The 13,639-nt window shown below is 45.0% G+C and carries 14 protein-coding genes; 5 read left to right on the top strand and 9 right to left on the bottom strand.

Annotated elements, in window-relative coordinates; genetic code table 11:
• Window positions 1-351: 351 nt before the first annotated feature.
• Both EIM92_RS09685 and EIM92_RS09680 read right to left on the bottom strand, forming a co-directional pair.
• On the bottom strand, window positions 352-813 hold the full coding sequence (locus EIM92_RS09685) for an ASCH domain-containing protein (RefSeq protein ID WP_125082470.1): 462 nt from the start codon (window positions 811-813) through the stop codon (window positions 352-354).
• 44 nt (window positions 814-857) lie between these two features.
• Window positions 858-1,193, bottom strand: a complete 336-nt coding sequence (locus EIM92_RS09680) for a hypothetical protein (protein WP_125082469.1) — start codon at window positions 1,191-1,193, stop codon at window positions 858-860.
• Between the two features lie 582 nt (window positions 1,194-1,775).
• On the opposite strand from EIM92_RS09680, the gene EIM92_RS09675 reads away from it, so the two are divergent.
• Together EIM92_RS09675 and EIM92_RS09670 are read left to right on the top strand one after the other, a co-directional pair.
• A complete protein-coding gene (locus EIM92_RS09675; RefSeq protein WP_246021270.1) occupies window positions 1,776-2,255 on the top strand; it encodes an ImmA/IrrE family metallo-endopeptidase in 480 nt (159 codons plus the stop codon).
• A gap of 134 nt (window positions 2,256-2,389) precedes the next feature.
• A complete protein-coding gene (locus EIM92_RS09670) occupies window positions 2,390-3,397 on the top strand; it encodes a tyrosine-type recombinase/integrase (RefSeq protein ID WP_125082468.1) in 1,008 nt (335 codons plus the stop codon).
• An 80-nt stretch (window positions 3,398-3,477) separates the two neighbouring features.
• On the opposite strand, the gene groL is transcribed toward EIM92_RS09670, so the two are convergent.
• The 7 genes from groL to EIM92_RS09635 form a co-directional block, all read right to left on the bottom strand.
• Window positions 3,478-5,097 (bottom strand): chaperonin GroEL, encoded by a 1,620-nt coding sequence (gene groL / locus EIM92_RS09665; protein WP_125082467.1) that lies wholly within the window; start codon window positions 5,095-5,097, stop codon window positions 3,478-3,480.
• Window positions 5,098-5,158: 61 nt separating this feature from the next.
• Entirely contained in the window at window positions 5,159-5,440 is a 282-nt protein-coding gene (gene groES, locus EIM92_RS09660; RefSeq protein WP_110931659.1) for a co-chaperone GroES, read from the bottom strand.
• Window positions 5,441-5,745: 305 nt separating this feature from the next.
• Window positions 5,746-6,501 (bottom strand): twin-arginine translocase subunit TatC, encoded by a 756-nt coding sequence (gene tatC, locus EIM92_RS09655; protein WP_125082466.1) that lies wholly within the window; start codon window positions 6,499-6,501, stop codon window positions 5,746-5,748.
• A 101-nt stretch (window positions 6,502-6,602) separates the two neighbouring features.
• Entirely contained in the window at window positions 6,603-6,830 is a 228-nt protein-coding gene (locus EIM92_RS09650; protein WP_125082465.1) for a twin-arginine translocase TatA/TatE family subunit, read from the bottom strand.
• Between the two features lie 154 nt (window positions 6,831-6,984).
• Window positions 6,985-7,470, bottom strand: coding sequence for a MogA/MoaB family molybdenum cofactor biosynthesis protein (locus tag EIM92_RS09645; RefSeq protein WP_110931656.1), 486 nt, complete (start codon window positions 7,468-7,470; stop codon window positions 6,985-6,987).
• Between the two features lie 91 nt (window positions 7,471-7,561).
• A complete protein-coding gene (gene moaC, locus EIM92_RS09640; RefSeq protein ID WP_125082464.1) occupies window positions 7,562-8,056 on the bottom strand; it encodes a cyclic pyranopterin monophosphate synthase MoaC in 495 nt (164 codons plus the stop codon).
• Window positions 8,026-8,697, bottom strand: coding sequence for a 5-formyltetrahydrofolate cyclo-ligase (locus EIM92_RS09635; protein ID WP_125082463.1), 672 nt, complete (start codon window positions 8,695-8,697; stop codon window positions 8,026-8,028). Before EIM92_RS09635 ends, moaC begins: the two co-directional genes overlap by 31 nt.
• A gap of 223 nt (window positions 8,698-8,920) precedes the next feature.
• Between EIM92_RS09635 and EIM92_RS09630 the strand changes: the two genes are divergently transcribed.
• From EIM92_RS09630 to cysK, 3 genes are all read left to right on the top strand, one after another.
• Window positions 8,921-10,885 carry an ABC-F family ATP-binding cassette domain-containing protein gene (locus EIM92_RS09630; RefSeq protein WP_125082462.1) on the top strand — a complete coding sequence of 655 codons (1,965 nt, stop codon included), beginning with the start codon at window positions 8,921-8,923 and terminating at the stop codon, window positions 10,883-10,885.
• Between the two features lie 737 nt (window positions 10,886-11,622).
• Complete coding sequence (locus EIM92_RS09625) at window positions 11,623-12,510, top strand: hypothetical protein (protein ID WP_125082461.1); 888 nt, start codon at window positions 11,623-11,625, stop codon at window positions 12,508-12,510.
• Window positions 12,511-12,693: 183 nt separating this feature from the next.
• Complete coding sequence (gene cysK / locus EIM92_RS09620) at window positions 12,694-13,617, top strand: cysteine synthase A (protein WP_125082460.1); 924 nt, start codon at window positions 12,694-12,696, stop codon at window positions 13,615-13,617.
• The last annotated feature ends 22 nt before the right edge of the window (window positions 13,618-13,639 follow it).

Below are 13,639 nucleotides of genomic sequence, written 5' to 3'. Positions count from 1 at the left end.
TGGTTTGCTTTTTTTAAATATTTTCTTGGAATGTTTTTTTTCTACGGTTTAGTATTAATTGCATTCAATATTTTAATCCAGCAGAAAACTTTGAATGAAATTGATTATATACTAAACATATTTATTGTTACTTTATTTAGCGCAACAGTTGGATTTTCTAAGGCGAGAAAGGAAGTATCGAAATAATTTGATTCATCTCCCCTGAGTGGCTGCCATATATTCAGCACTATTCGTTCAGTTTTGGTGCTGAATATATATTATTGAGAATATTTAATGTCCTGCATCCTTAATGAAAATTTGCATTTCAAAATATGCTGTTCTGTCCAGCTTCCTTTCATTGCGTTAAACGTGCTACTGCACACCCTCCCAGTTCCACAACCGTTGCATGCCCTTGGCCGGGATCGGCTCCGAAAGCATCCGAACATTATCCAGTTCCCAAGCATAACTCCCTGATTCCCACCAACCGAAATTACGCTCAGGGCGGCGAATGTATTCGACCTTATCGAAATCATATCTATCATTCGGGCATCGAACGATGTGCGTTCCGTTGTCAATTGTGTCATATATTTGATATGATCCAGCGAGTTCACAAACTGCTATAACTGCCCCAGTCGGAAGGTTACTCGCTTTGAACTCATGCTTGGCTAACGCTGCTTTGATTTCCGGCTCCTCACATGCATACTGATCAATCTGCTTACCTGCATGAATAGCAATTGGCCCCCTGTAGTTCGTATCCCAAGTCCGTGTCTCAAATCGTTTCTCGCCAAGCGCGATCAGCGTCGCCCAGGGCTGATGTATCGTTATAGCTTTCATGGATTGCAGCCTCCAATCGGTTTAAACGGCCCGATATCTTCTCCCTATACTCCCTTGTAAGCTTCCCGGTCATGCTCCCAACAATGACGGCATATCCGTTTTCCAATCGCCATATCAAACATGTGAGGATGGCTTAACTCCGCTGCCGGCTCGTCACACCAATCACATTTCATCAGCTCCGGCAGGCTTGAAACCCATGCTGTAATCTCCATAGCGAGCTGCCTATTATCCGTAACTTCGGCATACGTCAACAATGCCGCCCGCGCTGCCGGATCTGTGGCCGGCTTAAGCACGAAGTAGGCGCCTACCGACTCTTGCCCAGTATCCCGGTTGATGATTTGGTATTTGTCATAAAACCCTGGTTTGCTCATAATCTTCATTTCCCCCTCCCACATTGATACCAAGACCATACCGTGCCTGGTATCTAGCAAACTCATCCGTACAAATGTCCAATATGTTCCTGAGAGCTGCCTTCATTCTCAAAACATCTTCTCTACTTGACCTATCTTTGCTTCCTCTGAGCTTAAGAAAGGGCAATTGAAGCAAGATAAGATACTCGAGTCACTTGCTGTACGCTCCTTAGAACAAGAAACAGGTATCAGACGTCTTAAAGCAAACTGAATATTTTTTTCTCCAGCCAGCAATGGCTTTTATTTTCATACAAAAACCGAACATAGATTCCCTTCATGGAGGTGTTTACTGTGATCAGAATCGGAGTGTTTACAGGATCCGATAGAGATTCCAAGCCCGAACCCGTCATTATTAAAGCCCAAGGAGTTAACATCGATCCGGAACTTATCACCAAAATTGCATTCTCTTTACCGAAGAAACCTGATAAAAACTAGTAACCATAATCATAGTTATTCCAGCCGGAAACGGCTTTTCTTTTCACACACAAATCGAACATACACTCCCGTACAGAGGTGATATTCATATTGTTTACATATTACAAGGAGACTAACTTGGAACAATGGATATCAAGCGCGCTGCTTGAAAATGGAATATGTACACCTGGTGATCTATTTGATCTTGAATGGGTTGCCGAAGCATTTGATGTGAAACTTTTGTTTTCCGACTCTCCTTCTTTTTCAGATAACGAACTGAGAGTAATTTTTATAAATAAACATCTTGATGATATTATTGTGAGGCTAATCTTTTTTCATGAACTATGCCATGTACTTAGGCATGCTGGAGATCAGCGTTACATGCCGGAATTGTTTGAGGAAGCACAAGAATATGAGGCAGATGCATTTGTTTTGTACGCAACAATGCCGTTTTATATGTTTTCACAATTATCCATACCCCAGAGTAAAGGGGAAGCTGTCCCTTTCGTCGCAGATGTATTTAACGTCTCACTCGATCTAGCGGATCAACGTTTAGAACAAATATTTCGACGAGAAATGCAAGGAGACTGGTTGCTGAACATAGTAGCCAAGAATTAACCAACCGTAGGAATATCCAACGGCCAACCTGGTCTCACGAGACTCAGCGCATTTTAAAACAGCTAAACCGGCAGCTGTTAGCAAAAGGTATGGCTGCTTACAGAGACAAAGGACTATTGTGAAAATGTCTGGAGGTGCTTTTATATGCCAGCTATAAAAAGATCCCTGCTAAAAACAAGCAAGGATACAAATGGATCTGTACTTTAGAGGGACCGCCTGATCCGGTTACAGGGAAACGGAAACAAATACCTCGCCGCGGGGATACCCAAAAGGAAGCATATGATCGAGCAAAAGCTGAGCTCAAGAAGTTAAAGGAAGGGATAGATACTAAAAAAATAAAAAAGCTCACCTTTGAAGTAGTCGCTTGGGAATGGCTGAAGACATATTCTAAAGGAAAAGTTAAGCCTGGAACAATACGGATTAAGGAAAAGGAAATCAAAATATTGTTAAGGTATATAGCGGAGGCACAAATCGATAAAGTTACACACAAACAATACCAAAATATTCTTAATGATTTGGATGATAAGGACTATGCCAGGAATTCAATTCAAGGCGTACATGTTACTGCAAATATGATCATGAAATACGCGATTAAGAACAAAATGAGAAGCGACAATCCTTGCACAGGTGCGGTAATTCCGGAAAAAATACTAACTGTCGAAGAAATCGAGAATCCCTCAATTGAGGATGAATTTTTAGAAAAGAATGAACTGACTGAGTTTCTTGAAGCAGTATACCATCACGGTATGGATATGGATTTAGAAAGGTTTTATCTTCTCGCATTTTCTGGCATGCATTCCGGCGAGCTATGTGCCTTAAAATGGACGGATGTAAATTTCGAAACTAATCAAATACGCATTACTAAGACGCTTTATAACGAAAATAACAATATGAAGCTCTATAAACTTGTTCCCCCTAAAACCACCGGTTCTATCCGAACCATTGATATAGATGAAAGTATTATGAATTTGCTTAAGGCGTTTTGGGAAAGGCAACACCAAATTATGGCCGAAAACAAAAAACTAATTCCTGATTTTCATGATGCCAACGAGAAGATTCGAATTCACTTCGCAAATATTCTGAATTTCAAATTTGATCACCATGAAAAAGAACAAACCCAAGGTGTTTTGCAGGAAATGTGATTTTTTATGTGATTTAATATGAAAGGCTCCCTCTCGGGAGCCTTTAACTATGCGCTATTACAGGGTTTTATACCCCTTTATTACATCATGCCGCCCATGCCGCCCATGTCAGGCATAGCTGGTTTTTCTGGTTCTGGTTTGTCTGCGATCACAACTTCGGTAGTCAAGAACAATCCTGCTACGGAAGCTGCATTTTGTAGTGCGGAACGAGTAACCTTGGCAGGGTCTACGATACCTGCTTCGATCATGTTCACCCATTCGCCAGTAGCCGCGTTGAAGCCGATGCCTGCTTGTTCTTTCTTCAGGCGCTCAACAATAACGGAGCCTTCTTCACCTGCGTTCGCGGAAATTGTACGGATTGGCTCTTCAAGGGCACGAAGTACGATACTCACGCCTGTTTTCTCGTCGCCTTCTACGTTCAGTGCTGCTACAGCATTGTAAACGTTAATGAGCGCAACGCCGCCGCCGGATACGATACCTTCTTCGACAGCCGCACGAGTAGCGTTCAATGCGTCTTCAATACGCAGTTTGCGTTCCTTCAATTCAGTCTCAGTAGCTGCGCCAACTTTAACTACGGCTACGCCGCCAGCCAGTTTAGCCAGACGCTCTTGAAGTTTCTCTTTGTCAAACTCGGAAGTGGTTTCTTCCAATTGTGTACGGATTTGGTTCACGCGAGCTGTAATGTCAGCCTTATCTCCGCTACCGTCAACGATCGTTGTATTCTCTTTCGTAACGATAACTTGGCGAGCGTTACCCAATTGCTCAACGCTGGTGCTCTTCAGATCCAGACCGAGCTTCTCAGTAATCACTTGGCCGCCTGTTAGAGCAGCGATATCCTGCAACATAGCTTCACGACGGTCTCCGAAGCCAGGAGCCTTCACTGCCACAGCGTTGAACGTACCACGCAGTTTGTTGACGATCAACATAGCTTGCGCTTCGCCTTCAATATCCTCAGCGATAATCAGAAGCGGTCTGCTTTGCTGTACGATCTTCTCCAGGATTGGCAGAATATCTTGCGTGCTGCTGATTTTCTTATCTGTAATCAAGATGTACGGGTTCTCCAGAACCGCTTCCATCTTATCTGTATCCGTAATCATGTATGGAGAGATATAACCGCGGTCGAATTGCATTCCCTCAACAACTTCAAGCTCAGTCAAGAAGCCGCGGGATTCCTCAACCGTAATTACGCCGTCTTTGCCGACTTTCTCCATTGCTTCAGCGATCAATTCGCCTACTTCTTCATCACCAGCGGAAATAGCCGCAACTTGAGCGATCGATTGCTTGCCTTCAATCGTTTTGGAGATCTTTTGCAGTTCTTCTACCGCCGTGCGAACCGCTTTATCGATCCCTTTACGCAGACCGATCGGGCTAGCCCCAGCCGTAACGTTCTTCAAACCTTCACGAATCAATGCTTGTGCGAGAACCGTAGCAGTTGTTGTACCATCACCGGCAACATCGTTTGTTTTGGTTGCTACTTCTTTTACGAGTTGTGCACCCATGTTCTCGAATGCATCTTCCAATTCGATCTCCTTAGCGATCGTTACACCGTCATTCGTGATCAGCGGGCTGCCGAATTTCTTCTCCAATACTACGTTGCGGCCTTTGGGTCCAAGAGTCACTTTAACCGCATCTGCCAAAGCGTCTACCCCGCGCAGCATTGCACGGCGAGCATCTTCATTAAATTTAATGTCTTTTGCCATAATTCAATTACCTCCCTGAATGATTGTTTATCTTTATTCGTAAGGTCAGGCCAATGTACACTTAACCCACAATAGCGTGGATGTCACTTTCCTTCATAATTAAGTATTCTTTACCTTCGTATTTAATTTCTGTTCCCGCATATTTGGAGAACAGTACGCGGTCGCCTTCCTTCACTTCCAATGGAACACGCACCCCATCCTTCAGAGCTCCGCTGCCTACGGCAACGATTTTACCTTCCTGCGGCTTTTCTTTCGCTGTGTCTGGCAGCACGATGCCAAATGCCGTCGTTTCCTCTTGCTCAATCGGTTCTACCAGTACACGTTCACCTAAAGGTTTGATCATGAAAATGTCCTCCTTTAATATGTTGTTGTTGATTTAAATAACATAATTTGATGTTTTAGCACTCGATGAAGGTCAGTGCTAACAACCACTTTTTATGATACTCAAAATAAGTACAGATTTCAAGTTCCCTTCCATATTTTTTTCTAAATTAGTTTCAATCGTTTCATACACCCTTTTCATAATATCCTCTCTCCTCTATAAATATTCCATTTTCCTCTCAGAATCTATGTCTTCCATTCCACAGAACAGCCCCAATCACAAAAACACATCTTCTACCAAGAAGATGTGTTCATCGACAAGACGTATTATGAATATTGAGCTTCCCGCTTCGCATCTGCCGCCACTTGCTTACGGTGCACGCGGGATGAAAGAAGTACACTGACTTCATACAAAATAATAAGAGGAATAAGCACTAGAAAAGCCGAAAGAAGATCTGCTGGAGTAACCATTACGGAGATAACCACTAATGCAAAATACGACACTCTTCTCATTTTCCGCAGCAGCTGTGGGTTTAGAATTCTGAGCTGTGTAAGAAATAATATGACAATTGGCAGCTCAAAAAGCAGCGAGATTGGAATAATAATATTGAATAAAAATTTGAAATAATCAGCCATTCCATAGGTTTCAATGAGCCCAAGCTCGGCATTCAATTCACCCGTAAAAGCCATAGCAAGCGGAAATACAACGAAATAACCAAACATGAGCCCAATAATAAAGCATAGAAACACATAAGGGATATATTTCAGCGTTGCCTTTCGTTCAGCAGGCCGTAATCCTGGACTTACGAATGCCCATATCTGGTAGAGCGCAAAGGGCAGGGTCACTCCCAGGGCGACCATCATCGCTATTTTCATATATACGCCAACACCATCCCAAAAAGAGAACGCATTCAGGTTAATTTTTACCCCTGAAAGAGCATTGACGGTTACATAATTATAAATAGGTTTGACTACGAAGAAAGCGGCAACAAGTACAAATACAAATATAAAAAGGACCCAGAATAACCGGCGGCGAAGTTCTGTTAAATGCTCCACTACGCTTTGCTGCGATTCCTCAGCCATACGCCGTCCTCCCAACTCTAAATTACTCCAAGCATACAAAATCCTTCCCGAAGGAAGGGAGGCTCAAACTTATCCATATTGATGCCGATTTCAACCTTAAATCACTCTGGTAAGCGTCTTTCTTCTACTTTTGCTGATTCTTGAACCATAGCGGCAGGCTTTGGAGATTCCGCCTTATTGGTCGGCGGCTCATCCTCCATAATCCCCTGTGTCGCATCCTTAAATTCTTTGAAAGTGCGGCCTACGACGCGCCCCAGCTCCGGCAGCTTATTGGGCCCAAATATAATTAGCGCTGCGATGATAATTAATAACAATCCGCCTGCACTCATACTGATTCCCCTTCCAAGAGCAGTTAAAGTATAGATATAGATTTACATCGTTTTGCATATTTTCTGCATACGCCCACATCATACCATAACTAATATCACAGTAACAGTGCTATTGCCGGACATATTACTAACATTTAGGCCCATTTCATAAAAGCTATAGCCGGAATTGCCCCGTAACCATCAAGAGCGCCTCAGGAAGTTGCTCCATAATGGCTGCCAAATTCTCGTGAACCCCTTTCGGCGTACCTGGCAAGTTAACAATCAACGTTCGTCCGCGAATGCCGACGATACCGCGAAACAGCATGCCTGCAGGGTTCTTCTGCATAACTGAATAACGCATCGCCTCCGCCATGCCGGGCACTTCCCGTTCGATTACTCGTCGAGTAGCCTCCGGCGTCACGTCGCGGATGGCTAGTTCCGTACCACCTGTAGTAAGCACCAAGTCTGCTTGAAAATAATCTGTCATCTCAATTAAAGCCGCGATAATTTCATCCGGTTCATCAGGAACAATGCGGTACTCAATAATTTCTCCGCCGAGTTCCTCTTCAACAAGCTCTCGAATCACCTGAGCGCTCGTATCCTCGCGTTCTCCCCGGGAGCCTTTATCGCTTGCCGTCAGGATCGCAGTTTTCCAAACCATGAAGTCACCCTCCTCATCCACATAGGAACTCCGTCTTTAATGTCTGAATCAAATCCTTAATTTGACGACTTATATATTATAGAAGCAATAATTAAAACTCAGATAAATAATCTCCGCTTTTCCCTCCCGTTTTGGAACGGAGCAGGGTCGGACCGATGATCATATCCTTTTGCAGCGCTTTACACATATCATACACAGTTAACGCCGCCGCGGAAGCAGCGGTGAGCGCCTCCATTTCCACACCTGTCTTTCCTTCCGTCTTTACAGTTACCTCAATATACAGCTCATTAAGTCCGTTATCTGTAAAAGTGAGATTCACCCCGGTTAATGGCAGCGGGTGGCACATGGGAATCCAATCGGAGGTCCGCTTCGCGCCCTGAATTCCTGCAATTTGAGCTACGGCCAGCACATCTCCCTTGCCAACCTTTCCTGCCTTAATAGCTTGAAGTGTATCTGGCTGCATCGTCACGGTAGTCATCGCAACCGCAGTACGAACTGTTACCTGCTTGCCTGATATATCTACCATCTGTGCTCTTCCCTGCTCATTAAAATGAGTCAATTTCCCGTCTGGGGATTTTGAAGACATAACCGTTCACTACTTTCATTAATATATATCGTACCGGATGCTGTAAACAACAAATCCACCTTAAAGTCATGGGGCTCCATCGGAATACAGTCGGTCAATATTTGTTCGCGAAAAGCGAGAGCTGCGATAAGAGTTCCTGTATCTCTACCCTCTGAAAGATGCAAAGAACGTATGAATCGGTCGTAAAAACCTCCACCAAAGCCGATCCGTCCGCCTGTCCTATCATAAGCAAGACCGGGTACTACGATGAGATCGATTTGCGACCAACGGGTCTCAGGCCATATGTCCGTATGCTCTGCTGGCTCAGGTATGCCCCATACTCCGGGCAACAACTCGCTGAATTCCTTCAATTCGTGAAGCATCAACCGCCCTTTGCCAACGACTTTCGGAACTATTACATGATCCCCCTTCATCCAGCACTGCTTCATTAAATGACTCGTATCAGGCTCGTCCCGAAAAGAAGCATAAATAAATACCGTAAGCGGCCTATTGAGCTTACGCCTCAACGGATCAAGAACTTCCTGCTCAGCCAGCAAGCTCGCCTCCCTGGACTGTTTGCGTCGGGACTGCTCCGGTATTTGCGACCTGCGTTGTTTCATCACATGGCGAAGCCTTTGTTTGATATCTGGGAGATCCGGCATATTAATCCCCTCTATATGAGTTATATTCTCATCTAGTTTATCATTGTTGAAGCAAAATGAAAACTAAAGCGATTTCTGAAAAAATAGCATATTTCCGCGCTTTTTCATCAAGCTGTATTTCTCTTTCTTTTCCATTGATATCGACATGTACATTGAGCGATGCAATACACCACGGTTTCATGTACACTTAATATAGAAAGTAAAATCGGAGGATTCAATTCTTATGCTACTTCAAGCGACTAATATTACAAAACGATATGGTGTTACCGAGATACTTCATGGCATTAATCTACAAATATTAGAGCGGGATCGGATTGGTCTTGTGGGCGTGAACGGTGCCGGAAAATCAACGCTTTTGCAAATCCTTGCTCAGGAGATATCCTACGATGAAGGGCAAATTTTTAAAGCGAAGGAAACTACGATCGGTTATCTTGCTCAGAACAGCGGATTGCAATCGGATCTTACGATCTGGGAGGAAATGCTGAATGTCTTTGCTCCCCTATTGGATACAGAACGCGAGCTTCGTCGTATGGAGCAAGAAATTGCGGCCCAATCTGCCAACAGTAATAATAAGACTTATCAGGATTTACTGGAGCGTTACGCACACAAACAAGATTGGTTTAAGGATAACGGCGGATATGAAATCGAAACTCGTATCCGCAGCGTGCTCCACGGCATGGGCTTTGGCAGCTTCCCCCCGGACACAGTCATTTCCACGCTAAGCGGTGGACAGAAGACGCGGCTTGCCTTGGCGCGGATCTTGCTCCAGGCGCCTGATTTGCTCATGCTCGATGAGCCGACGAACCATTTGGACATCGAGACATTGACCTGGCTGGAGGATTATCTCCGCAACTACTCCGGAGCACTGCTGATCGTATCCCATGACCGTTATTTTCTCGATCGGCTCGTAACGGCTATCGTCGAAATCGAACGCCACCAATCGAAGCGTTATACGGGAAACTACACGCGGTATATTGAGCTAAAAGCGGCCGAATACGAAAGCCAAATGAAAATGTATGAGAAGCAGCAGGATGAAATTTCCCGCATGGAAACCTTCATCCAGCGGAACATCGTCCGTGCCTCTACAACCAAACGGGCGCAAAGCCGTCGCAAAGCTCTAGAGAAAATGGAAATCATGGATCGTCCGACCGGCGACCTGAAGCGGGCCAGCTTCTCCTTCGAATCAGAGTACATGACGGGAAAGGAAGTACTCCAAGTGGACGGGCTCTCCTTTTCATTTGAAAACGAGAAAAATCCGTTGTTCCAAAACGTATCTTTCTACCTGCGGCGAGGCGAAACCGTAGCCCTTATCGGGCCGAACGGAATTGGCAAATCAACCTTGCTCAAAATTTTGACCGGGGATCTAAAAGCTTCATCCGGCTCCATCGTCTGGGGAACTAAAGTAAAAATCGGTTACTATGACCAGGAGCAGACCCACTTAAATAGTAACAATACCGTATTAGAGGAAGTATGGAGCGCTTTTCCACATATGGAGGAAGCTCGTATACGCACAGTGCTAGGCAATTTCCTGTTCAGCGGGGAAGATGTCCTAAAGAAAATTGCAGCACTTAGTGGAGGGGAAAAGGCGAGAGTAGCGTTGGCCAAGTTAATGCTGCAAAAAGCCAACGTCCTTATTCTCGATGAGCCGACCAACCATCTGGATCTATTTAGTAAAGAGGTGCTTGAATCCGCCCTCCTGGACTATGACGGAACGTTATTATTTATTTCTCACGACCGTTATTTTCTGAACAAAATGGCAGAGCGAATTGTCGAACTGCATCCTGACGGCGCTCATCATTTCCTGGGGAATTATGACGACTATTTAGCGAAGCTACAGGAGCTCACGGAGTTGGCTGCAGAGAATGACACGATTCAAAAGAGCAAAGCCACGATCGCGGATGCTGATTCCTCTGCTGCTGATGCTGCCTTGGCAAAGAATGGAGCAGCTACCTTTGAAGCAGAGAAGCAAGCTAAACGTGAGGAACGCATGAGACAGCGCCGTTTGGAGCAGCTTGAGCAGTCCATTTCCGAGCTGGAGGATAAAATCGCTGCCATTGAAGCAGAGCTCGCATTGCCAGAAGTATATCAGGACTATACTGCCGTACAAGAAAGACAAAATTTGATCGATGATCACAAGCTGAAGTTGACCGCAGCCTATGAAGAATGGGAGGCACTGGCAGAAGCCTAGAAAAATATTTTTTTACATTGCCTTAACATAGCTTCATGTTACACACAGAATTATCCACAGATTAGATAGCTTCCAGCTTATAAAAACGGCCTTAGAGGCCGTTTTTTCCCTTGAAAAGCAGCCCTTTTGCAAAGTTATGCAAATTATCCACTGAACTATCCACATTATCCACAGTTTTCAGAAAAAAACATCCCCTTTTTCGTAAAACGGGCAACCACTTGGTACATAAGCTTTCATTCGTTTTTCACTAAGTTAGTCTACAAGTTGTGGATAACTTTGTCCACAACTTGACAAAAAGATATATTTTGTAGTAAAAAGCGGTTTTCTCTCCTAGTTCTCCTTTCCCTATTTTAAGAGTGGATGCTACTTATTTCAGCCTAAAAAAATCAATGAAAAATTCAAAGAGTCCTACGACTGACATAAAAACTAAATCATCTATGCCACTCAATGATTTATGCTATCTGCCTAACTAGCATAGCTTAGCAATTAATTGACCTTACTTCCTACTCCTATCTGCCCATGTTAATGAGTAATTAGAAAACCTCAATTATGTCCGCCCCCATCTATCAGCCTATTGCTAGAAATGGAGGAGAGTCTTTATCATCTTTACAGGCCTTCCCCCTGTTTGTTCGACACAAATGGTCGCAAATTGGCAGCTAAAAATGAAAAATAGAAAAATCCTACTTGGATAGGGACATGATCAGCAGGTTGTTAATCATGAAAGGAGAAAAAATCACATGAAAACACTAAAAACCGTTTCACTCATCATATTAAGCTTAAGCCTGATTTATTTAGGAGGATGCCAGAGCAGCAGCGCCTCTAAGCAAGCGTCCTCCGGGTCACGAACACTAGCCTTTCAAAAATCTCCTCTCCCCGGCGGAGGCCTTGCGTTCCCGCATAATGAACGCATCCACCTTTCGACCGATCAAAAGTGGATTGCTGAAGAAGGGCATTTGTCAGATTTAATCCGGCTGCAATGGACGGCCGAACGCGCTAAGCCGGCAATTTCCTGGGCCGATGAGAAAGGGATAGACAAGACAGCTATCGTCTCTCATGACAAAGCGAACGATCCTGAGCAACAAGACCATAAGCATATTTCGATTGAAACGACGATGTCACCTGAAGGGGAATATAAAGATCAACTATTTACGCGCTTTGAAATTCCCTATGATACCGATGTTTCCGAGATTCGCACCCATTCCTCCAACTTTAATGTGATGGATGGCATACTTAGGGTTGCCGGTGAAGGGAACCGGGATTTGCAATTCGCAAAAACTGGAGAAAATAATGCAACGACCCCGCTTTGGAGTCTCAGAGCTGACAGCTCCGAGCTAACCGGCGATAATGCCGGAGGAAATTTCCATGTCGTTCGATACTCGGACGAAGGCGAAGCCTTGGCTAGCGCCATATTCGTCAATCGAAACGATGGGAGAGTAGGCATCGGCACCAATGAGCCTCAAAGCCAGCTAGATGTGAATGGAGACAGCCTAGCGATCCGCGAATCCAAGACACCCGCTTCCTCCAAAGCTCCCGGCAACAAAGGAGATATCGCCTGGGACGAAAATTACATTTACGTATGCGTAGATAAAGATACTTGGAAACGAACGGAGCTATCCTCCTGGTAAATAGATTCCATCTATAGTTTAGAGATAAACGAATAATCAGCCTTGGCCACCCGAAGCGACTTATATAGAAGCATTTCGTTCGCGGCCAAGGTTCTTTCTGTTTACTTTTTCAATAAACTTGAAAGCACTCTAGGCAATCGATAAAATATATTGTCATAGAGGCCCGAAGAAAGGGGACGCACTATGACCCGTAAAGTCGTTAACAACATAACCGAGCTTGTCGGAGACACTCCAGCTGTAAAACTTCGCCGGCTAGTCAGCGAGCAGGATGCCGAAGTCTATGTGAAGCTGGAGTATTTTAACCCTAGCGGAAGCGTTAAGGATCGAGCGGCCTCCCACATGATCCGCGAAGCGGAAAAGGCTGGCAAGCTACGACCGGGAGCGACGATCATTGAGCCGACCAGCGGCAATACCGGGATCGGACTGGCCATGAACGCCGCAGCCCGGGGCTACAAGAGCATTCTGGTTATGCCCGATAACATGACCAAGGAGCGCATCAATATTTTGAAGGCTTACGGGGCAGAGGTAGTGCTCACACCAGCCGCCAAACGGATGCCCGGGGCGATTGACAAAGCGAAGGAGCTCCTAGCCGAAATACCCGACAGCTTCATGCCGCAGCAATTTCAGAATGAAGCGAATCCTGAGATCCATCGCCTGACAACGGGCCCGGAAATCGTTCAACAAATGAATGGAAGGCTGGACGTATTTGTCGCTACATCCGGAACTGGCGGCACCATTACGGGCACTGGGGAATATTTACGAGAGCATGTTGCGGACATTCGAATCGTCGTCGTCGAGCCGAAGGGATCGCCAGTGCTGTCCGGCGGAGATGCAGGACCGCACAAGCTTGTCGGCACCAGCCCAGGCTTTATTCCGCCTATTCTCAATACCGAAATATATGACGAAATCGTTCAAGTATCCGATGACGACGCACTGAAGACGATCCGTCAACTGGCGGCGTTAGAAGGTATTCTCGTCGGCCCTTCCGCAGGCGCCTCAGTCAGGACAGCGATTCAATTTGCCCGCCGGCTTGGAGCCGGAAAGCGAATTTTATGCATAGCGCCAGATACGGGTGAGAGATATTTAAGCATGGATATTTTCCATTAATGAGAATCATATACTAAGGAAA

The sequence above is a fragment of the Paenibacillus lentus genome (genome assembly GCF_003931855.1).
Classification (GTDB): domain Bacteria; phylum Bacillota; class Bacilli; order Paenibacillales; family Paenibacillaceae; genus Fontibacillus; species Fontibacillus lentus.
Note: the sequence above shows the minus strand (reverse complement) of the source record. Positions and strands in the feature narration are given on the sequence as shown.